This is a genomic window from Amycolatopsis sp. NPDC003731 (genome assembly GCF_053586895.1).
In genome coordinates, this window is record NZ_JBSFNC010000111.1 from 1 (window position 1) to 19524 (window position 19524).

Here is a 19524-nt window from a genome sequence, read left to right on the forward strand (position 1 = left end):
CGGGAGCGCCACTTCCGCGGAAGTGGCGCTCCCGCGTGCCGGTTCCTTACGGGGCCGTGTACGGGGCCCGGTTCTCCAGCGAGGGGCTGGCGGCCGGGTACCGGCCGTCCTGGCCCGGCACCGGGGTGACCGTCGGGCCCTGCTGCTCCGCCTCCACCCGCGGCCGGGGACCGCGCTGGACGACCGCCTCCACCTCCTGCTCACCGCGAATGCGGGCCAGGACGCCGAGGGTGATCGCGTGGGCCAGGGCGAGGATCAGCAGCAGCACGCCGATGCGCCCGACCACGCCGGGCAGGTCGCTACCGCCCAGGTCGATCGTCGAAATGAGCGCCAGCACGCCCAGCGTGGCGAGGTGGAACAACACCGTGACCAGGCGCGTCATCGAGGCGCCCGCCGCCGGGTCGCCGTAGGAGTTCTCCAGGTACCGGCGGCCGCTGCGGTAGATGATCTGCCCGTCTATCAGGACCAGCGCAACGCCGATCGCGAGGAACGACAGGTACGCGTTCGTGGTCATGCCGGACGCTCCTTCCTGGGGGACCTTGCCCCAGGAATACCCGGCAGGTCGCGCAGGGAAACGCCCCCGTCACAGGGTGAACATCGTTACCCGGTGAAGGTGTCCGGATCCGGCCCGGTGCGACGGCCTTCGTCGAGCCTGCCGATCTCCGCCATGTCCTCGTCGTCGAGCTCAAAGCCGAACACGTCGATGTTCTGGCGCATCCGTTCCGGTGACGCCGACTTCGGGAAGACGATGTTGCCGAGCTGGACGTGCCAGCGCAGCACGACCTGCGCGGGCGTCCGGTCGTGCTTCTCCGCCAGGCCGGTGAGCACCGGGTCGTCGAGGATCCCCGCCTGCGCCAAGGGACTCCACGCCTCCGTGGCGATGCCGTGCGCCCGGTGGTACTCGCGCAGCTGCGCCTGCTGCAGCGCCGGGTGCAGCTCGATCTGGTTGACCGCGGGCACCAGGGACGTCTCCTCGGCGAGGCGGTCGAGGTGGGCGGGCTGGAAGTTCGACACGCCGATGGCGCGGGCCTTGCCGGCCCGCAGGATTTCTTCGAAGCCCTGCCACGTCCGGACGTAGTTGTCCTTGGCCGGCAACGGCCAGTGGATCAGGTAGAGGTCGACGTACTCGAAGCCCAGCCGGCGCAGGCTGCCTTCCAGCGCGGTGATCGCGTTGTCGTGCCCGTGCGCGTCGTTCGCCAGTTTCGTCGTGACGAACACGTCTTCGCGGGCCACACCGGAGTCCGCGATCCCGGCGGCGACCCCGGCCTCGTTGCGGTACATCTGCGCCGTGTCGAAGTGGCGGTACCCGGTTTCCAGGGCCGTCCGCACGGCCCGGGCCGTTTCCTCGGGCGGGATCTGGAAAACGCCGAACCCGAACTGCGGGATCCGCACGCCGTTGTTCAGTTCCGTGGCCGGAACGCCGGCAGTGGTGGTCGTCATGCGTACGGCCTACCCGGCGGTCCCCGGACGTGAAACGCGGCGGGGCGGGTGATCCCCGCACCGCCGCGTCAACTCACCCCGATCGGGTGACGCTCGGGCTACTGTCCCGGGCGGTCCACGTCACCGCGCCAGGCGCCGGTCTCCCGGCCGCGCTGCTCGATGAACTCCTTGAACCGCTTCATATCGCCCTTCACCCGGCGGTCGAGCACGCCGAGCTTGTCGGCGACGTTCTCGGCGAAGCCCTCCGGGTCGATGTCCATCTGCGCGGTCACCCGCGTGTGGGAGTCGTCGAGCCGGTGGAAGGTGATGACGCCGGCGTGGTCCGGGCCGGAGTCCGACGTCCAGGCGACCCGCTCGTCGGGGTGCTGCTCGGTGATCGTCGCGTCGAATTCGCGCGTCACGCCACCGAACCGCGTCACCCAGTGGGTGTGGGTGGCGTCCACCTGGCGGATTTCTTCGACGCCCTCCATGAACTGCGGGAATTCCTCGAACTGCGTCCACTGGTTGTACGCGGTGGAAACGGGGACTTCCACGTCCACGATTTCGGTGATCGTGCTCATGCACTCCTCCTGGTCGTTGGTCGGTGCAAATCGGCTACCCGGTGCACGGGGCGTCAAACCCGGCGTGGTTGACGCGGGGCGGAGCCGGGTACACGGCGGCCAGGCAAGGAGGTGTTCGGTGATCGAAGAGGTGAACAAGAAGCCGGCTTCCGACCGCTCGGTCGGCGAACTGGTGACGGACCTGACCGACGAGGTCAAGCGGCTCGTCCGGGACGAGATGCGGCTCGCGGTCTTCGAACTGCAGCGCAAGGGCAAGAAGATGGGCCTGGGCGCCGGGTTGTTCGGCGCGGCGGGCCTGTTCGCGTTCCTCGGGGCCGGCACGCTGGTCGCGGCGGCCGTGCTGGCGCTCGCGCTGGTCGTGCCCGGCTGGCTGGCGGCCGTGCTCGTCGCGGTCGCGCTGTTCGTCGTCGCCGGGATCGCGGCGCTGGTCGGCAAGAAGGAAGTGACGCAGGGGGTGCCACCGGTGCCCGAGGAAGCGATCAGCGGCGTCCGCGAAGACGTGGACACCGTGAAGCAGGGAGTGCGGACATGAGCGGGGACTTCCCGAAGAACGCCGAGGAGGCGCGGCTCGACCGGGATGCCACCCGGGAGGAGCTCACCGAGACCCTGGAGGCGCTCGGGCAGAAGCTCGACGTCAAGACCAGGGTCAAGGAGAACGTCGACGAGAAGCTCGACCAGGCGACCGCCAAGGTCGCCGACGTGACGAACGAGCCGACCGCGGTCAAGTTCCGCCAGGGCGCCGACGCCGTCCGCGCCAACCCGCTGCCGGTCTTCGCCGGCGTGCTGGGCCTGCTGATCCTGATCCGCCTGATCCTGCGCCGGAGGAACTCGTGAACAAAGCGCTCTACAAGCCGCTGAGCTGGGTGGTGGGTGCCCTGGGCGGCATCCTCGCCGGCCAGGTCTTCAAGCAGGTCTGGAAGCAGGTGGCCGGCGAAGAGGACGCCCCGGACGCCACCGACCGCGACTACACCTGGCGGCAGGTGGTCATCGCGGCGGCGGTCCAGGGCGCGATCTTCGGAGCCGTCAAGGCCGCCACCGAGCGCGCCGGCGCCGTCGGTTACCGCAAGGCGACCGGCGACTGGCCCGGCGACGACTGACTGTACACAGTGGACGGCGGGAGGCGGGTCCGCGCGGCGGTCACGCCTCCCGGCCGGGCTCGGGGGTCAGGCCGACGAGCGCGGCCCCGACCCCGGGGTGGATCGTCAGCACCAGGTCGGCCCCGGTGGCTTCGAGCGAACGGGTGACCGCGTGGCCGCCGAGCACGACGGCGAGTTCGGTGCGGGCGTCCGCCTCCAGCAGCGACCGGACACCGGCGCAGCTGAGGAAGGCGACCCGGGTCAGGTCGACGATCAGCCGCCCGCCGGTGGCGAGGGCTTCGTCGAGGGTGCCGACGGTGGCGGCGTCGATGTCGCCGACCAGGGTCAGGACGGTGATCCCGCCCGGTCGTTCGGTCGTGGTGACGGTGAGGCCGGACGGTTCGTAGATCGTGCGAAAACAGTCGTACATGGCGCTCCCTTTTTCAGCGGTGCAGGGGCGCTGACCGGAGCACGTGTCTGAACAACAGCCAACACCGTTGACCGTACGCCCCTGAGCGGTGAGGTCAACCCCGCGGGTTTCCCACCTCCGACCTCGGGTAATCCGTTCGGGACCGAAATCGGCGTCCCGGAAGGAGATCCATGCGTGTCGTGATCGTCGGCGGCGGTTTCGCCGGATACCACGCGGCGAAGAGCCTGCGGAAAGAAGCCGGCGAAGACGTCGAAGTGGTCGTGCTGAACCCGACGGATTACTTCCTCTACCTGCCGTTGCTGCCCGAAGTGGCGGCCGGGATCCTGGACCCGCGGCGGGTGACGGTTTCCATCCCCGAAACGCTGCGCGGGGTCCGGCTCGTGCTCGGCGTGGCCACCGGAGTCGACTTCGACGCCCGCCACGTCACCTACACCGATCCCGAGGACAACGAACACCGGATCGGGTACGACCGGCTGGTGCTCGCCGCGGGCAGCGTCAACAAGCTGTTGCCGATCCCGGGCGTGCCGGAATACGCGCACGGTTTCCGCGGCGTCCCGGAAGCGCTGTACCTGCGTGACCACATCACCCGGCAGATCGAACTGGCCGCCGCGGCCGAAGACCCCGCCGAGCGCGACGCCCGCTGCACGTTCGTGGTGGTCGGCGCCGGCTACACCGGCACCGAGGTCGCCGCGCAGGGTCCCGCGTTCACCGCGGCGCTGGCCGCGCGCCACCCCGAGCTCGCCGGGCAGAAAATCCGCTGGCTGCTGCTGGACGTCGCCGAGCGGGTGCTGCCGGAGCTGGACAAGCGGCTCGGCCGGACCGCCGACGAGGTGCTGCGCGCCCGCGGGGTCGAGGTGCTGATGAAGACGTCGGTGGACCACGCCGACGCCAAGGGTGTCACGCTGACCAACGGCGACGCCGTGCCGGCCCGCACCCTCGTGTGGTGCGTCGGCGTGCGGCCGGACCCGCTGGTGGCCGACCTCGGGCTCGAGACCGCCAAGGGCAGGCTCGTGGTCACCGAGCAGCTGAACGTGCCGGGCCGCGACGACGTCTTCGCCTGCGGTGACGCGGCCGCGGTGCCCGACCTGACCCGTCCCGGCCAGTACACCGCGATGACCGCCCAGCACGCCGAGCGGCAGGGCAGGCTGGCCGGGCGCAACGTGGCGGCGTCGCTCGGCTACGGCCGCCGCGGCAGCTACCGGCACCACGACCTCGGCTTCGTCGTCGACCTCGGCGCCGGCGCGGCCGCGGCGAACCCGCTGCACATCCCGCTGTCCGGGCGGCCGGCGAAGGCCGTGACGCGCGGCTACCACCTGATGTCGATGCCGGGCAACCGCGTGCGCACGGCCGCCGACTGGGTCCTGGAGGCGCTGACCGGCCGCCAGACCGTCCAATTGGGACTCGTCCGGTCCGGGGCCGTGCCGCTCGACACGGACAGCCCCGAACTCCCCCGTCGCTGATCGTCTCGTGTGAAAGGGAACCGCATGCCCGCCGAACCCGAACCCGTCCGCTCCGAAGGCCCGTCCGTGGTGACGGCCGGGGACCCGTCGGGCCCCAAGGTGATCGTGCTGGACCCGGCGGGTGCCGGGAAGCACGACGAGCTGCCGGCGACCTGGCGGCCGCTGGCGGACCAGCGAGCCGTCTTCTGGTGCCGCGTGCCGGCGGGCGGTGCCCTGACCGAAGCCGACGACCTCCTCGGCGACGCCGGCCCGGGTGACCCCGCCATCGCGGTCGTGGCGAGCGGCCCGTTCGCGGCGGAGGCGCTCCAGCTCGTCGAGCGCCACCCGGGCGCGGCCCAGCACCTGCTGCTGGTCGACCCGGCCTCGGACGCCTTCCTCGCCGCCGACGACGCCACCCAGGCCAACGACGCCTGGCTCGCCGAGCACGACGACGTGGTGACCAAGCTGCGCGAGGCGGGCACGGAGGTGCGGGTGGTGGCGTCGAGCAGCGAGAACCCGGACGACCGGGTGCCCCCGCCGCTGCCGCTCGGCCACCCGGTCGTGGTCACGGCCGTGCGCTCGGCGCTGGGCCTGGACTAGACCCAGGGCCGAGAAAGGCCCGCACGATCGGAGAAGCCGGCCCGAGCGCTCAACGCTGCCCGGCGGCCAGCTCCACGAAGGCCCGCACCACCGGGGAGACCGAGCCGGCCCGCCAGGCCAGGCCCAGGTCGATCCTCGGGGGCGGGTCTTCCAGCCGCCGCAGCACCACGCCGCGGCGGCGCAACGCCCGCGCCCGGTGCTCCGGGACCGCCGCGAGGCCCGCTCCCTCCGCCACCGCGCGCATCAGCTGCTCGTCCTCCGGCTCCTCGCGCACGATCGGCGGCAGCCCGCCCGGCCAGACCTGGCCGCTGATCGCGTCGTACTGGCCGGGGCCGTTCTCCCGCGGCCAGAACACCACCGGCTCGGCGGCGATCGCGGCCCGCCGCACCCGCCCGCGGCGGCGGGCCAGCGCGTGGTCCGACGGCAGCGCGAGCAGCACCTCTTCCGAGCCCACCACCGCGACCTCGATCCCGGCGGCGGTGGCCGGCGGCCGCACGAACCCGACGTCGATCTCGCCGGCCGCCAGCCGGGCCAGGTTCAGGCTGGTCCAGCCCGTCTCGAGGGCGAGTTCGACGTCCGGGTGCCGCTCGCGGTAGGCCGCCACCAGGTCGCCCGCCCGCGGGCCGGGCGCGGACCGCGTGTAGGCGATCCGCAGCCGTCCGGTGTCGCCCCGGCCGGCCGCGGTGATCACGCTCCGGGCCCGGTCCAGCCGGTCGAGCAGGTCGCGGGCCTCCGCAGCGGCCGCCCGGCCGGCCTCGGTCAACGCGAACCGCGGGCCCGTGCGGTCCAGCAGCGCCACCCCGAGGTCCGCCTCGAAGGCGCGGATCTGCTGGCTCAGCGACGGCTGCGACACGAACAGCCGGGCGGCGGCTTTCGTGAAGTGCATCTCCTCGGCGAGCACGGCGAAGTAGTGCCATCGGCGCAGGTCCACGCAGTGATTATAGGGCGTTCCTATCATTCCATCGGGACGAAGTCTTGGACCGGGCGCGCCGCCCGCTGCTGTCCTGGATCCCATGACCACGACGAGCGCGCCCCTGACCCGCCCCGACCGCAAGCTGCTGGCCCTCGCGGCCGGGCGGCGGCTCGTCGCTCCGATGGCCGGGTTCGTCGACCTCACCGCCGTCCGGGAAGCCGTCGAAGACCTCACCAAGGCGTTCGCGCCGCTCGGGGCGGTCCAGCACACCGTCGCCGCCAAGGCGTGCGGCCTCGCGCCTCTCCTGCGGTACCTCGGCGACCTCGGGATCGACGCCGAGGTCGCGAGCCCCGGCGAGACGGCGGTCGCGGAGGCCGCGGGCCTGCGCGGTCCGCGGCTGGTCCTCGACTCCCCCGCCAAAACCACCGCCGAACTCGCGCACGCCCTCGCCGGGGGCACGGCGGTCAACGCCGACAACTTCCAGGAACTCGCCCGGCTGGACGCGCTGGTCGGCACGACGCGCCCGCTGTCGGTGCTGGGCCTGCGGATCAACCCCCAGGTCGGCGCCGGCCGGATCGGCGACACGAGCACCGCCACCGCGGCGTCGAAGTTCGGCATCCCGTTGCGGGACAACGGAAACCGCGCACTCCTGCGGGAGGCGTTCGCGAGCCGGCCGTGGCTGACGCGGCTGCACGTCCACGTCGGCTCGCAGGGCTGCCCGCCGGAACTGATGACCGAGGGGGTCGCCGCGGTGCACGAGCTCGCCGAGGAGATCAACGCCGAAGCCGGGTACCGGCAGGTCACCAGCCTCGACCTCGGCGGCGGCCTGCCGGTGGACTTCACGTCCGACGCGGCGGGCCCGACGTACGCCGATTACGTCGCCACGCTGCTGGCCCGGGTTCCGGCCCTGGCCGACGGGCGCTACGCGTTCGTCACCGAATTCGGCCGGTCCCTGCTGGCGAAGAGCGGTTTCCTGGCCAGCACGGTGGAATACACGAAGGTCGCCGGGGGCCGGCACATCGCCGTGACGCACGCGGGCGGCCAGGTGGCGGCGCGCACGGTGCTCCAGCCGGAGCACTGGCCGCTGCGGCTCGGCGCGTTCGACGCCACCGGCGCGCCGAAGACCGGGCCCGAGGTGCCGCAGGACATCGCCGGTCCCCTGTGTTTCGCCGGCGACCTCCTCGCCCGCGAGCGGCCGCTGCCGCTGCTGGAGCCGGGCGACCTCGTCGTCGCCCACGACACCGGCGCGTACTACTTCGGCGCGCACTACGCGTACAACACGCTGCCCCGCCCGGCGGTGTACGGCTTCACCGTGTCGCCGCGCGGTAACGTCGAGTTCACGCCGCTGCGCCGCGCGCAGACCCTGGCCGAACTGGTCGCCGACGCGGGCGGCGAATTCCTCGGAGCGCTCCCGCAAGGGTGACCAGCCGCGTACGATGCCCGGCCATGGGGGATGGTCGAAAGTTGCCGCGGTTCGCCGCGCTACCGGTCGGCATTGTCGTTGCCGTGCAAGCCGTCGTGCTGACGGCGTTGTCCGGCCGCTACGGATTCCACCGCGACGAGCTGTACTTCGTCGCCGCGGGACGCCGGCCGGACTGGGGGTACGTCGACAACCCGCCGATCACGCCGTGGCTCGCGCGCGCGTCGACGGCGGTGTTCGGCGAGACGCCGAGCGGCCTGCGCGTGGTCGCGACGCTGCTCGGCATGGCGACCGTCGTGGTCGTCGCGCTGATCGCCCGCGAATTCGGCGGCGGCCGCGGCGTCCAGCTGTTCACCGCGATCGCGACGGCGTTGTCGTCCTACGTCCTGGTCGTGTCGCACATGCTGGCGACCAATTCCGCGGACGTGCTGCTGTGGTCGCTGATCGCGCTCTTCGGCCTGCGGCTCCTGCGCACCGGCGACGGCCGCTGGTGGCTCGCCGTCGGCGCCGCCGCCGGGCTCGGCCTGGCGAACAAGTGGCTCGTGCTGCTCCTGCTGTCCGGGCTCGGCGTCGGCGTGGCCGTCGCCGGCCCGCGCCGGGTGCTGCGGACCCGGTGGCTCGCGGCCGGCGTCGGGATCGCCGCTCTCCTGGCCGCGCCGGTGGTGGTCTGGCAGGCTTCGCACGGCTGGCCGATGCTCACCGTGGCCGGCGGGATCAGCGAGGACGACGGCGCCGAGAACCGCCTGCTGTTCGTGCCGATGCAGCTGGTCCTGCTCTCGCCGGTGCTGGTGCCGGTGTGGATCGCCGGGCTCGTGCGGCCGTGGCGCGAACCCGGCCTGCGCTGGGCCCGCGCGCTGGCCGTCGCCTACCCGGTCGTCTGCGTCGAACTGCTGGTCGTCGGCGGCAAGCCTTACTACTCGGTGCCGTTGCTGCTGCCGCTGGTCGCGCTGGGCGCGGAGCCGGTGCTGCGGTGGCTGGGCCGGGGCGGGACGGTCCGGCGCGCGCTCACCGGCGCGGCCGCCGCGGTGTGCGTGGCCGTGTCCGTCCTCATCGGACTCCCGGTGGTGCCGGCGGCGGCGCTGAACGGCCCGCTGCTGGCGCTGAACAAGGAACCGGGCGAGCAGGTCGGCTGGCCGGACTTCGCCGGCAGCGTCGCGGGGGCGTGGCGGCGGATCCCGGACGCCGAGCGCGACACCGCGGTCATCCTGGCCGGCAACTACGGGGAGGCCGGGGCGCTCGAGCGCTACGGTCCCGAGCTCGGGCTGCCGCAGCCGTATTCGCCGCACATGTCGTACGCGGACTGGGGGCCGCCGCCGGACCGGCTGGTCGGCCCGGTGCTGCTCGTCGGCCGCGTCCGGCCCGGCTCGCCCGCGGCCCGGCTGATCACCGGCTGCCGCGCGGTCGGCAAGCACCACAACGCCGACGGCGTCGACAACGACGAGGACGGTGTCGTCCTTTCGCTGTGCACGCTCACGCGGCCGTGGTCCGAGGCGTGGCCCCAGCTGCGGCACTACTACTGAGCGGGTTCGCGCTACCCTCGGGCGCATGGTGGCGAGGCGCACGGCGGTGGCCGTGGTGGGGGCGGGCCCGGCCGGACTCACGGTGGCGAACCTCCTGCGGCGCGCGGGGATCGGCTGCGTGCTGCTGGAGGCGCAGAGCCGGGCGTTCATCGAACAGCGGCCGCGGGCCGGGTTCATCGAGGAGTGGGCGGTCCGCGGGCTCGAAGAGCGCGGTCTCGGCGAGCGACTCGTGGCGCAGGCGCCGCGGCACGAGAAGTTCGAGTTCCGGTTCGCCGGGCAGCGGCACGTCTTCCGCTACGGCGACGTCACCGGGCAGCGGCATTTCGTGTACCCGCAACAGCTTCTGGTGACCGATCTGGTCGCGCAGTACACCGACGCGGGCGGTGACGCGGTTTTCGAGGTCTCGGACGTCGAACTGCGCGACCTGACGTCGGACTCCCCCGCCGTCACCTTCCGCGCGGGCGGCGCCGAGCACCGCATCGACTGCGACTTCGTGGCCGGCTGCGACGGCGCTCGCGGCATCTGCCAGGGCTACCTGCCCGCGGAATCGACCGTGAAAGCCCACCACGACTACGGAATCGGCTGGCTGGCCCTGCTCGCGGAAGCCCCGCCGTCCGCCGACGGCGTGCTGTTCGGCATCCACCCGCGCGGGTTCGCCGCGCACATGGCCCGCACGCCCACGGTGACGCGGTTCTACCTGCAGACCGCGCCGGGCGAGACCGAGGCGGACTGGCCGGACGAGCGAGTGTGGCGGGAACTGCACGCGCGGCTCACCGTGCCCGGCGGCGAGATCATCGAGGGCCGGCTGTTCGAGAAGCGGATCCTCGACATGCACAACTACGTCGTCGAGCCGATGTCGCACGGCCGGCTGCACCTCGCGGGCGAGGCGGCGCACCTGGTCGCCCCGATCGCGGCGAAGGGCATGAACCTCGCCCTGCACGACGCGTTCCTGCTGACCGACGCGTTCCGGGCGCACTACGCGGGCGACCCCGCGCCGCTGGCCGGCTACTCGGCCGCGTGCCTGCCGCTCGTGTGGCAGTACCAGGAGTTCTCGCTGTGGCTGTCCGACATCTTCCACCACACCGCGGCCGCCGGCGAGAACCCGTTCGCGGCGCGCGTCGCCCAGGCCCGGATGCGCCGCCTGCTCGGTTCGCCCGCGGCCGCGGCGGCGTTCGCGGAGCTCTACGTCGGCAAGAACGCCGATTTCTGAGGCACGGCTGACGCTGTCAAGAAGAACAAGACTGCACTTTCCGCGAAATCGCGGGCACGCTCTCCGGCATGCACGAACTCGCCGCCGAGCAGGAGCACCTGAACGTCCTCTACGCCCGCCTCGACGTCCTCCGGGAAGAGGCGGCCGCCGCGCTCGCCCGCGGCCACGCGCCGGACGTGTGGCGGGCCGAGGTGGCCCGGCTGGCCGCGGTCGAGGACGGGCTGTGCTTCGGCCGGCTGGACCTGACCGGCGGCCGGCGCGTCCACATCGGACGGATCGGGCTGTTCGACGGCGACGAACCCCTGCTGGTGGACTGGCGCGCGCCCGCCGCCCGGCCGTTCTACACCGCGACCGCCGCCGCGCCGGGCGAGGTCGTCCGCCGCCGGCGGATCACCGCCCGCGGCCGGACCGTCGTCGCCCTCGACGACGAACTGCTCGACCCGGACGCTCCGGGCGACGGGCTGGTCGGCGAGGCCGCGCTGCTCGCCGCGGTGACGGCCGGGCGCACCGGGCGGATGCGGGACATCGTCACGACGCTGCAGGCCGAGCAGGACCGGATCGTCCGCGACGACGCCCAGGGCGTCCTGATCGTGCAGGGCGGGCCGGGCACCGGCAAGACGGCCGTCGCCCTGCACCGGGTCGCCTACCTGCTCTACGCCCACGAACACCTGCGCACCCGCGGCGTGCTCGTCCTGGGTCCCAGCCGGGTGTTCCTCGACTACATCGGCCAGGTGCTGCCCGGCCTCGGCGAGCACCGGGTGGTGACGGCGACCGTGCCCGACCTCGTGCCCGGCGTCGTGGTCACCCGGGTGGACACCGCCCGGGAGGCCGCGCGCAAGGGCCGGGCGGCCATGGCGGCCCGCCTCGCCGAACGGGTCCGTGCCGCGGTGGCCGTCCCCGGGCAGGCCGTGGCCGTCGAGTTCGAGCAGCAGGTGCTGCGGCTGGACCCGGCGGCGCTCCGCCGGGCCGTGCGGACTGCCCGGGAGACCGGGCTGCCGCACAACCAGGCCCGCCACGTGTTCCACCGGGAGGTGGTCACGACGCTGACCGGGGAATTGGCCGCCCGGATGGAGGCGGTGGTGTTCACCGAGACCGGCGAGGCGCTCGACGGCGGCAGTGCCGACGGCCGCCTCGGCGAGGCCGGACTGCGGGCCCTCGCCGCCGCGGGCGTGGTGCTCGGCCCGGAGGACGACGGCCCGCGCACGCTGCTCGACGAGGTCGACCGGGAGGCGTTGCGGACGGCTCTGCTCGCCGACGCCGGGGTCCGGGACGTGCTCGACGGGCTGTGGCCGCCGCTGACCCCGGCCGACGTGGTCGAGGGGCCGTGGAGCGCCGCGGACGTCCCGTTCCTGGACGAAGCCGCCGCGCTGCTCGGCACGAGTGTGCCGGTGTTCGGGCACGTCGTGGTCGACGAGGCCCAGGAACTGTCCGAAATGGACTGGCGGATGCTGGTGCGCCGCTGCCCGTCCCGGTCGATGACCGTCGTCGGGGACCTGGCCCAGACCGGGAGCGCGGCGGGGGCCACGTCGTGGGACCGGGTGCCGAAGCCGCACCGGCTCGCGCAGCTGACCATCGGCTACCGCACCCCGCGGGAGATCATGGAAGCCGCGGCGGAGGTGCTGGCCGTCCACCACCCGGCGTTGCGGCCGCCGACCTCGGTGCGGGCGAGTGGCGAGCCGCCGTGGCGGCAGGAGGCCGACGACGTGCCCGGTGTGCTCGCCGAGCTCGTCGGCGAGCACACCGAGGGGAAGCTGGCCGTCATCGCGCCGGCGGCCGGGGACCTGGCGGCCGCCCTCTCGCTGCGGCGGCCACCGGACCCGGCCGACGACGTGGTGGTGCTGACCCCGGCCGAGGCCAAGGGCCTGGAGTTCGACGCGGTGGTGATCGCCGACCCCGCCGCCGTCCTCGCGGCCGGCCCGCACGGCGCAGGCGACCTCTACGTGGCCATGACGCGGGCGACCCGGTCGCTCGGTGTCGTCCACCCCGGGCCGGTGCCGCGGGAACTGCGCTCCCTGGCCGAACGGCCGGTCAGTTCCAGGCGATCTTGAACACCCAGGTGTAGCGGCCCGCCTGCCGGGCCGCGGCCGGGACGTCGATCACCAGCGAGCCGTTCTCCACCGTCCAGTGCAGGTTCCCGCGGTACCCGAGCAGCGTCACCCGGTCACCGGCGCGGATCGGCACCGGCGCGGCCACCACCAGGCGGCTGCCCGGCGCGGTCAGCGAGTGCACGTAGAAGGCCTCGTTCTGCTTGACCGTGAACCGCAGGTCGCCGAGCTGGGCCATCCGGGACCAGTACGTCGTGCCGTAGATCGCCTCGCCGTTGACCTTCAGCCACGCGCCCGCGTCGCGCAGGTGCTTCTGCATGACGTCCGGGATCGTGCCGTCGAAGTCCGGGCCGATGTCGAGCAGGAAGTTGCCGTTCTTGGAGACGATGTCGACGAGGGTCCGGACGACCTCCTCCGCGGTCATGTAGCGGTCGTCGGGGGTGGCGCGGTTGTAGCCGTAGGAGAACGGGTCGAGGCCGCGGCTCGCCTCCCACTTGGCGACGACCGTGTTCGGGTACGTCGTGTACTCCGGGGTCGTGAAGTCGTGGTCGGGGATGCCGCCGCGGTCGTTGTAGGTGACGTCCTTGGGGCGCTTGCGGTTCTTCGCGCGGTTGAAGTACTCGGTGAGCACGGTCCGGCTGTCGTTGACGCCGCCGATGTCGAACCACAGGACGTCGGGGTCGAACTCCGAGATCAGTTCCAGGACCTGCGGCGCCTGGTAGTCGCGGACGAAGTCCTTCCCCGCGGTGTAGCCGGTGTAGGGCAGCGGTGCGCCGGTGTACGGGTTGCGCGGCGCGTGGCCCATCCAGGGGTTGTCCGGGTTGAACCACTCCGGCAGCGAGAAGTACAGGCCGTTGCGCAGCTGCGGGGTGTACTTCCGCGACGCGGTGAACAGCTCGTCGATGATGTTCCGCTTCGGCCCGAGCTTGACGGAGTTGCGGTCGCTGACCTTGGTGTCCCACAACGCGAAGCCGTCGTGGTGCTTCGACGTCAGGACGTAGTATTCGGCGCCCGCGTCCGCGATCAGCTTCAGCCACGTGCGCGGGTCGAACTTCGCCGCGGTGAACAGCGGGATGAAGTCGTCGTAGGCGAAGTTCTCGCCGTACTTCTGCTTGTGGTAGGCGTAGGTCGCCCCGTTCGGGTCCTGCTGGTTCTGCCAGTACCACTCCGCGTACTGCTGCCCCACCGGCGCCCACGCGGGCACGGCGTAGACGCCCCAGTGGATGAAGATGCCGAACTTGCTGTCGTTGAACCAGTAGGGCGCGCGGTGTGCCGACAGGGAGGCGTCGGTCGGCCGGAAATCCGGGACGCCGAGGGTGATCGGCACCTGCTGGGTGGCGAGCGTGCCGCGGCCGGCGGTGACGCGGATCTGGCCGTTCGTCGTGGTCCCGGGCGGCACGGACGCGTTCGGGGCCAGGCCGAGCCGGACCGTCGCCTGCTCCCCCGGCGCCAGCGCGCGGATGGCCGCGGGCACGGTCGTCCGGCCGCCGGGGACGTCGACGGTGACGCTCACCCGGTCGCCCGCGCCGAGCCACACGGTTCCGGCGTTGACGATGGTCGCTTCGGCGGCCTGCGGGCCGCCGTCGGTCAGCAGGTTCGCCGTCGACCGGCCGTCCAGGACCAGCGCCGAGCGGCCCACGGCGACCGGCTGGAGGGTGAGGGCGAAGACGTGCAGGCTGGAGACGTTCGGCGCCGGGTTCGCCGTCGTGGGCAGCGTCAGCGCGACGGCTTCGCGGGCGGGGTCGATCCAGACCTGGCCGGTGGCCAGGGAAACCGGGTTGTTGTCGACGACGCCGCCGGGTGCGTAGCGGAACGGCGAGACGAGCGCGCCGCTGCCGGTGTACCAGTCGGGGCCGGAGAGGGATCCGGTGCTCGTGCTGCCGTCGGCGTAGTGCACGGTCGCCGGGCCGCCGGTGGCGCCGTAGCTGGCCGCGACCAGGAAGTACGCGACGAAGTACCGGCCCTTCGGCAGGTCGATCCGCTGGCCGGTGGCGGCGATGTTGTTCTTGGCCCCGGCGGCCGCGGACCCGAGCTCGAAGGGGACGCCGCCGGCGGTGACGGTCTGCCCGGCGGGCACGTGCTCGGCCGGGAAGGTGTAGCCGGAGCCGTCGAAGTCGCCGCCGGTGGCCGACGCGCTGTCGATGCCGTCGTTGCCGAACCAGGCGTCGAGGGCGACCGGGACGGGCGGCGGGGGCGGGACGATCGGGGTTTCCGGGCGGTCGGGAGCGGCGTCGACCGGGACGCCGGCGCCGGCCGGGGTGTGGCCGGCCACGCCGAGCGCGACGGCACCTCCCAGGGCGATGCCGAGGGCTTGGCGGCGGGGGAAGGTCGGCACTGAACCTCCAGGGATCGGATGACTACGGCGGATTTGCGACAAATTCCACCCACAATGGGCACACCTGTCGCTGGCGGAACTGATTCATCCGATGAATGACCCTGCTCGTTGGCCTCCGCTCTGTCAAGGGGCCATTCGGTGCGATCGTGGTGAACCGGGTTCGTGTTCGCCGCGTATCCCTAGGTAACGAGCTTGCGGCGCTTTCGGGGGTCCGGGTGGCGGAGCCCCCGGCCCGGGGCGAAGCCCCGGATGTCACAGCACTCGCCGCCAGGACCCAGCCGCACCGAAAGGCCAGACCGATGTCCACCGATTCCAACGCGCTGAGCCGCCGCGCGATCGCCATGCTCAAGGCGATCGCCGACGGGCGCGCCGAGCTCCGCTGCAGCTGCGAACCCGACCTCCGCGTGGACGGCCTGTCGTGCTGCGACCAGAACACCGCCCACGACCTCGCCCGCGCCGGCCTGGTCAGAGCCACCCGGCTCGTCGCCCCCGGCCAGTGGGCGCCCGCCGAACTGACCGAAGCGGGCCACCGCGCCCTGACCGGGTTGCCCGCCGCCGCGGCTTGAGCCTCCCGCTCACCCAAGACCGTGAAGGCCACCTCGCGCTCGTCGAGGTGGCCTTCACGGCGTTCGGACGTCCTCGGCCGAGAAACCCCCGAGAGGGCTGAACCGGCGCGGGCCGGCGGCCGTGCTTTGGGTGAGGGCGTCTCGCACACGCCCTCCGGGGTCGCCACGACGCAACGATCCGGGCCAGCCTCCGCCCGATCGGGACCGGGTACCCCGGCGAGCGGCCGTCGCGGCAACGGCCACCTCGCGCGGGCCCGTCCGGCATCCCCAGAATCCCGGACGGGCCCGCCCCTTTTCCCGACGGGCGCTGTCGCGGATCTTGTCCGGTACCTCACCTGATCAGCGGTCACCGTCCCGCGAACCCACGCGCGACGGTGGGGACATGCGACGTTTCGTGGCCGTGAGCGCGGCCGTCCTGGCGGGCATCGGACTCCTCACGACCCCCGGGAGCGCGAACCCGGGCAGTGCGCATTCGAGAAGTGCTGTCCCGGCCGTCGCCCAGCACGCGGTCGGCGGCTGGGTCGGCACCTGGGCCGCGGCGCCCGCGGCCGCCGTCGCGAACACGCCGGACGGCTACCCGGGCTACTCGATCCGCAACGTCGTGCACACCAGCGCGGGTGGTGGCCGCGCCCGCGTCCACCTGTCGAACGCCTTCGGCGCCGCTCCCCTGACCTTCGGGCACGTCACCATCGCGGTCCAGGGCACCGGGCCGGACGCCGTGCCGGGCACCCTGCGGTCGCTCACCTTCGGCGGCGCCCCGAGCGTCGTCGTCCCGGCCGGCGCCGAAGCCTTGAGCGATCCGGTGAGCCTCCGGATCCCCGCCGACACGAACCTGCTCGTGACCACGTACGTCCCCGCGAAATCCGGGCCGGTGACCTACCACCCGGCCGCGGCGCAGACGTCGTACTTCACCCGCAACGGCGACTTCGCCGCCAGCGAGTCCGGGACCCCCTACACCGAGCAGACGTCGGTGTGGCACTACGTCACCGGGGTCGACGTCCAGGGCGGCGCCGAAGCTTCGATCGTGACGCTCGGCGATTCGATCACCGACGGCGTCGGCTCGGTCTCCGGCGCCAACCACCGGTGGCCGGACTACCTCGCCGACCGCCTGCACGGCCGCTTCGGCGTGCTCAACGCCGGCATCAGCGCCAACCGGCTGCTGCTCGACGTCCCCGGTTCCGGCGCCGGCCAGAACGCGCTCTCCCGCTTCGACCGCGACGTCCTCAGCGTCGGCGGCGTGCGGACGCTCATCGTGCTGGAGGGCATCAACGACATCCAGCAGGACCCGCACCAGACCGACCCGGCCGCGATCACCTCGGCGTACCGGCAACTGGTGGCGCAGGCGCACGCGCGCGGCATCCGGGTCCTGGGCGGCACGCTCACGCCGTTCAAGGGCTGGCGCGTGTACGACGACACCCTCGAAGCGACCCGCCAGGCGGTGAACGGTTTCATCCGCACCGGCGGGGTCTTCGACGGTGTCGTCGACTTCGACGCCGCGGTCCGCGACCCGGCCGACCCGCTCCGGATGCTCCCGGCCTACGACTCCGGCGACCACCTCCACCCCGGCGACGCGGGTTACGAGCGGATGGCCGCCGCCGTCCGGCTCGACCGGCTCTGATCCCGCGGGATGAACAGCACCGCGACCAGACTGAGCACCGCCACGGCCACCAGGTAGAGCGAAACCGAAAGCGAAGTGCCCGTGGCGGTCTGCAACGCCGTCGCGATCAACGGCGCGAAACCCCCGCCCAGCACCGCACCCACGGCGTAGGAGAACGAAGCCCCGCTGTAGCGGTAGCGCGGCTCGAACAGCTCCGCGAACAACGCCGACTGTGGCCCGTAAGTGGCGCCCAGGCCGATGTTGAGCACGACCACCGCGACGATCAGCCACACCGTCGCCTTGGTGTCCACCAGCAGGAAGAACGGGATCGGCCAGACCACCAGGAGCACCGAACCGGCCAGGTACACCGGTTTCCGGCCGACGCTGTCCGACCACGCGGCCGAGGCGAGGATGCTCACCAGCCACGTCACACTGCCGACGATGACGACGACCAGCAGCGTGGTGCGGTTGATCTTGAGCACCGACGTGCCGTAGGACAGCAGGTAGGCCAGGAAGATGTACCCGATCGCGGTGTTGGCGATGAAGCTGCCGGAGGCGACCAGCACCGCCCGCGGCCGCTCGCGCAGCACCTCGACCATCGGCCGGCTGCTGCGTTCCTCCGCCTCCCGCAGCCGCTTGAACACCGGGCTTTCCTCGATCCGCAGCCGGATCACCAGGCCGACGCCGACGAGCACGATGCTCGCCAGGAACGGCACCCGCCACCCCCACGACGCGAACTGGGCGTCGGTCAGCGCGCGGCCGAGGACGAAGAACATCAGCTGTGCCAGGATCAAGCCGGCCGGGACGCCGATCTGCGAGAACGCACCGTACCGCCCGCGGCGGTCCTCGGGCGCGTGCTCGACCGCCATCAGCGCGGCCCCGCCCCATTCGCCACCCGCGCTCAACCCCTGCAGCAACCGCAGGATCAGCAGCAGGATCGGCGCCCAGACACCGATTGCGGAGTACGTCGGCAGCAATCCGACGCCGACCGTGGCGAAGCCCATCAGCAGCAGCGACAGCACCAGCATCGCCTTGCGGCCGACGCGGTCGCCGAAGTGGCCCCAGAGGATGCCGCCGACCGGGCGGGCCAGGAAGCCGACGCCGAGCGTCGCGAACGCCGCGAGCGTCCCGGAAGCGGGCGACAGCGTCGTGAAGAACAGCTTGCCGAACACCAGCGCCGTTGCCGTGCTGTAGATGAAGTAGTCGTACCACTCGATGGTGGTCCCCACCGCGCTCGCCACGGCGACCCGCCGCAAGGGCCGGGCCGCGACCGCGCGGCCGGTCACGAGCCGGCTAGTGCTGGGTCGGCGGCAGCGACCAGGTCGTCCACGAGCAGGTCCATCAGCAGCCCGTCGTGCCAGCTGCCGTCGGGACCGCGCTCGTAGGACCGCATCGTGCCGACCGGCCGGAAGCCGAGCGAGGCGTAGAGCCGGATCGCCGCCTCGTTGCCGGCCGCGGGGTCGATCACCAGCCGGTGGTGCCCGCGCACCGTGAACAGGTGCTCGGCCAGCGTGCGGATGGCGTCCGAGCCGAGGCCGCGGCCCTGGAAGTCCGGGTGCACGGCGATGTCGATCCCGGCGTGGCGGTACTGCGGATCGGCCTCCTCGAAGGCGAGTTCGATGCCGATGACGGCGGTGTTCCCCACGTCGTCGTACTCGATGGCGTAGGTCGTGGTGCCTTCGTCGGGGTCCAGCAGATAGGACACCTGGGCGGCCACCGGCTCCTCGGCGTCGGCCCACCAGCGGGCGACTTCGGGGTGCGACAGGATCTCCTCGAACCGGGCGGCGTCCGGGGCGGCAGCTGGCCGCAGCCGGACACGGCTTCCGGTGATCAGGCCGGTCATCGGCCCAGTGTCGCCCGCACGGGCGCCCGCTGTCGAGACCCCGAAAGGACCGCTCAGGCGTAGACGGTGACCACGTCCTGGCCGGCACCGGCCGCCTTGCGCAGGGCCGCGAGCACGTCGTCGATCACCTCGGCGTCGTCCTCGTCCAGGTCACCGGGCCGGTCGTCGCCCGCCTTCGCGAGGGCTTCCTCGAGCTCCCCGGCCAGCACGAACCCGACCATCGGGTAGTCGTACCAGACGATCCCTTCGAAGTTCCGCGAGATCAGGTGGTCGGCCACGTCGGCGCCCAGCAGCCCGGCGAGGACGCCGTCGAACAGCTCCTCGCGGAACCGGTCGCCGCCCGAAGAGGAGTGCCCGGTGCGGCCCACCTCCTCGCCCAGTTCCATGGCCGTGCGGGCGACGGCGTCCGCCACCTCCGGCGTCGGCTCGCCGCCGCCCGCGTCGCGGAACGCCGCCACCACCGGGTCGGCGGCCACGCGCGCCCGGAACTCGTCGAACGACATCGCGCGGAAGACCAGCGCGTAGCTCAT

General features: G+C 72.8%; 20 protein-coding genes. 11 read left to right on the plus strand and 9 right to left on the minus strand.

From position 1 onward, the window contains the following. Nucleotides 1–46: 46 nt before the first annotated feature. The 3 genes from ACWDN5_RS33795 to ACWDN5_RS33805 form a co-directional block, all read right to left on the minus strand. Complete coding sequence (locus ACWDN5_RS33795; protein ID WP_310970540.1) at nucleotides 47–514, minus strand: hypothetical protein; 468 nt, start codon at nucleotides 512–514, stop codon at nucleotides 47–49. A gap of 86 nt (nucleotides 515–600) precedes the next feature. Continuing rightward, complete coding sequence (locus ACWDN5_RS33800) at nucleotides 601–1440, minus strand: aldo/keto reductase (protein WP_449679147.1); 840 nt, start codon at nucleotides 1438–1440, stop codon at nucleotides 601–603. A gap of 98 nt (nucleotides 1441–1538) precedes the next feature. Further along, nucleotides 1539–2000: an SRPBCC family protein gene (locus ACWDN5_RS33805; protein WP_310970537.1), complete on the minus strand. Its 462-nt coding sequence runs from the start codon at nucleotides 1998–2000 to the stop codon at nucleotides 1539–1541. 118 nt (nucleotides 2001–2118) lie between these two features. Between ACWDN5_RS33805 and ACWDN5_RS33810 the strand changes: the two genes are divergently transcribed. From ACWDN5_RS33810 to ACWDN5_RS33820, 3 genes are read left to right on the plus strand one after another with little or no spacing between them, the layout of a single operon-like run. Further along, nucleotides 2119–2532 (plus strand): phage holin family protein, encoded by a 414-nt coding sequence (locus ACWDN5_RS33810; RefSeq protein ID WP_310970535.1) that lies wholly within the window; start codon nucleotides 2119–2121, stop codon nucleotides 2530–2532. After that, nucleotides 2529–2834: a DUF3618 domain-containing protein gene (locus ACWDN5_RS33815; protein WP_449679148.1), complete on the plus strand. Its 306-nt coding sequence runs from the start codon at nucleotides 2529–2531 to the stop codon at nucleotides 2832–2834. Before ACWDN5_RS33810 ends, ACWDN5_RS33815 begins: the two co-directional genes overlap by 4 nt. After that, nucleotides 2831–3097 (plus strand): DUF4235 domain-containing protein, encoded by a 267-nt coding sequence (locus ACWDN5_RS33820; protein ID WP_310970533.1) that lies wholly within the window; start codon nucleotides 2831–2833, stop codon nucleotides 3095–3097. The genes ACWDN5_RS33815 and ACWDN5_RS33820 overlap by 4 nt, the downstream gene beginning before the upstream one ends. Nucleotides 3098–3137: 40 nt before the next feature. Here ACWDN5_RS33820 and ACWDN5_RS33825 read toward each other — a convergent pair whose 3' ends face one another. Further along, the gene (locus ACWDN5_RS33825) at nucleotides 3138–3506 is read right to left on the minus strand and encodes an STAS domain-containing protein (RefSeq protein WP_310970532.1); all 369 of its coding nucleotides are present in this window, start codon (nucleotides 3504–3506) and stop codon (nucleotides 3138–3140) included. Between the two features lie 170 nt (nucleotides 3507–3676). Between ACWDN5_RS33825 and ACWDN5_RS33830 the strand changes: the two genes are divergently transcribed. Beyond that, nucleotides 3677–4966, plus strand: coding sequence for an NAD(P)/FAD-dependent oxidoreductase (locus ACWDN5_RS33830; RefSeq protein WP_449679149.1), 1290 nt, complete (start codon nucleotides 3677–3679; stop codon nucleotides 4964–4966). Nucleotides 4967–4990: 24 nt separating this feature from the next. After that, nucleotides 4991–5545 (plus strand): hypothetical protein, encoded by a 555-nt coding sequence (locus ACWDN5_RS33835; protein WP_449679150.1) that lies wholly within the window; start codon nucleotides 4991–4993, stop codon nucleotides 5543–5545. 49 nt (nucleotides 5546–5594) lie between these two features. Here the strand turns inward: ACWDN5_RS33835 and ACWDN5_RS33840 are convergent, their stop codons facing one another. After that, complete coding sequence (locus tag ACWDN5_RS33840) at nucleotides 5595–6476, minus strand: LysR family transcriptional regulator (RefSeq protein WP_449679151.1); 882 nt, start codon at nucleotides 6474–6476, stop codon at nucleotides 5595–5597. A gap of 82 nt (nucleotides 6477–6558) precedes the next feature. On the opposite strand from ACWDN5_RS33840, the gene ACWDN5_RS33845 reads away from it, so the two are divergent. The 4 genes from ACWDN5_RS33845 to ACWDN5_RS33860 all read left to right on the plus strand — a co-directional run bounded on the left by ACWDN5_RS33845 (nucleotide 6559) and on the right by ACWDN5_RS33860 (nucleotide 12656). Next, nucleotides 6559–7881 (plus strand): diaminopimelate decarboxylase, encoded by a 1323-nt coding sequence (locus tag ACWDN5_RS33845; protein ID WP_449679152.1) that lies wholly within the window; start codon nucleotides 6559–6561, stop codon nucleotides 7879–7881. 83 nt (nucleotides 7882–7964) lie between these two features. Then, nucleotides 7965–9398, plus strand: a complete 1434-nt coding sequence (locus ACWDN5_RS33850) for a glycosyltransferase family 39 protein (RefSeq protein ID WP_449679153.1) — start codon at nucleotides 7965–7967, stop codon at nucleotides 9396–9398. 25 nt (nucleotides 9399–9423) lie between these two features. Beyond that, complete coding sequence (locus ACWDN5_RS33855) at nucleotides 9424–10608, plus strand: 4-hydroxybenzoate 3-monooxygenase (RefSeq protein ID WP_449679154.1); 1185 nt, start codon at nucleotides 9424–9426, stop codon at nucleotides 10606–10608. 68 nt (nucleotides 10609–10676) lie between these two features. Next, nucleotides 10677–12656: a HelD family protein gene (locus ACWDN5_RS33860; protein ID WP_449679155.1), complete on the plus strand. Its 1980-nt coding sequence runs from the start codon at nucleotides 10677–10679 to the stop codon at nucleotides 12654–12656. Here ACWDN5_RS33860 and ACWDN5_RS33865 read toward each other — a convergent pair. Then, nucleotides 12637–14988, minus strand: a complete 2352-nt coding sequence (locus ACWDN5_RS33865) for an alpha-L-fucosidase (RefSeq protein ID WP_449679156.1) — start codon at nucleotides 14986–14988, stop codon at nucleotides 12637–12639. The genes ACWDN5_RS33860 and ACWDN5_RS33865 overlap by 20 nt on opposite strands. Nucleotides 14989–15287: 299 nt before the next feature. Between ACWDN5_RS33865 and ACWDN5_RS33870 the strand changes: the two genes are divergently transcribed. Next, nucleotides 15288–15554, plus strand: a complete 267-nt coding sequence (locus ACWDN5_RS33870) for a hypothetical protein (protein ID WP_310970519.1) — start codon at nucleotides 15288–15290, stop codon at nucleotides 15552–15554. Nucleotides 15555–15936: 382 nt separating this feature from the next. Then, nucleotides 15937–17172, plus strand: coding sequence for an SGNH/GDSL hydrolase family protein (locus ACWDN5_RS33875; RefSeq protein ID WP_449679157.1), 1236 nt, complete (start codon nucleotides 15937–15939; stop codon nucleotides 17170–17172). On the opposite strand, the gene ACWDN5_RS33880 is transcribed toward ACWDN5_RS33875, so the two are convergent. The 3 genes from ACWDN5_RS33880 to ACWDN5_RS33890 are packed head-to-tail and all read right to left on the minus strand — an operon-like array spanning nucleotide 17130 to nucleotide 19524. Beyond that, complete coding sequence (locus tag ACWDN5_RS33880) at nucleotides 17130–18437, minus strand: MFS transporter (RefSeq protein WP_310970517.1); 1308 nt, start codon at nucleotides 18435–18437, stop codon at nucleotides 17130–17132. The genes ACWDN5_RS33875 and ACWDN5_RS33880 overlap by 43 nt on opposite strands. Beyond that, entirely contained in the window at nucleotides 18434–18994 is a 561-nt protein-coding gene (locus tag ACWDN5_RS33885; protein ID WP_310970516.1) for a GNAT family N-acetyltransferase, read from the minus strand. The genes ACWDN5_RS33880 and ACWDN5_RS33885 overlap by 4 nt, the downstream gene beginning before the upstream one ends. A gap of 53 nt (nucleotides 18995–19047) precedes the next feature. Then, nucleotides 19048–19524, minus strand: coding sequence for a hypothetical protein (locus tag ACWDN5_RS33890; RefSeq protein ID WP_449679158.1), 477 nt, complete (start codon nucleotides 19522–19524; stop codon nucleotides 19048–19050).

Bases quoted from the DNA above. Each gene is read 5' to 3' on its own strand.
- ACWDN5_RS33795 (WP_310970540.1), bottom strand. From the start codon at position 514: ATGACCACGAACGCGTACCTGTCGTTCCTCGCGATCGGCGTTGCGCTG.
- ACWDN5_RS33800 (WP_449679147.1), bottom strand. From the start codon at position 1,440: ATGACGACCACCACTGCCGGCGTTCCGGCCACGGAACTGAACAACGGC.
- ACWDN5_RS33805 (WP_310970537.1), bottom strand. From the start codon at position 2,000: ATGAGCACGATCACCGAAATCGTGGACGTGGAAGTCCCCGTTTCCACC.
- ACWDN5_RS33815 (WP_449679148.1), top strand. From the start codon at position 2,529: ATGAGCGGGGACTTCCCGAAGAACGCCGAGGAGGCGCGGCTCGACCGG.
- ACWDN5_RS33825 (WP_310970532.1), bottom strand. From the start codon at position 3,506: ATGTACGACTGTTTTCGCACGATCTACGAACCGTCCGGCCTCACCGTC.
- ACWDN5_RS33830 (WP_449679149.1), top strand. From the start codon at position 3,677: ATGCGTGTCGTGATCGTCGGCGGCGGTTTCGCCGGATACCACGCGGCG.
- ACWDN5_RS33835 (WP_449679150.1), top strand. From the start codon at position 4,991: ATGCCCGCCGAACCCGAACCCGTCCGCTCCGAAGGCCCGTCCGTGGTG.
- ACWDN5_RS33845 (WP_449679152.1), top strand. From the start codon at position 6,559: ATGACCACGACGAGCGCGCCCCTGACCCGCCCCGACCGCAAGCTGCTG.
- ACWDN5_RS33855 (WP_449679154.1), top strand. From the start codon at position 9,424: ATGGTGGCGAGGCGCACGGCGGTGGCCGTGGTGGGGGCGGGCCCGGCC.
- ACWDN5_RS33860 (WP_449679155.1), top strand. From the start codon at position 10,677: ATGCACGAACTCGCCGCCGAGCAGGAGCACCTGAACGTCCTCTACGCC.
- ACWDN5_RS33870 (WP_310970519.1), top strand. From the start codon at position 15,288: ATGTCCACCGATTCCAACGCGCTGAGCCGCCGCGCGATCGCCATGCTC.
- ACWDN5_RS33875 (WP_449679157.1), top strand. From the start codon at position 15,937: ATGCGACGTTTCGTGGCCGTGAGCGCGGCCGTCCTGGCGGGCATCGGA.
- ACWDN5_RS33885 (WP_310970516.1), bottom strand. From the start codon at position 18,994: ATGACCGGCCTGATCACCGGAAGCCGTGTCCGGCTGCGGCCAGCTGCC.
- ACWDN5_RS33890 (WP_449679158.1), bottom strand. From the start codon at position 19,524: ATGAGCTACGCGCTGGTCTTCCGCGCGATGTCGTTCGACGAGTTCCGG.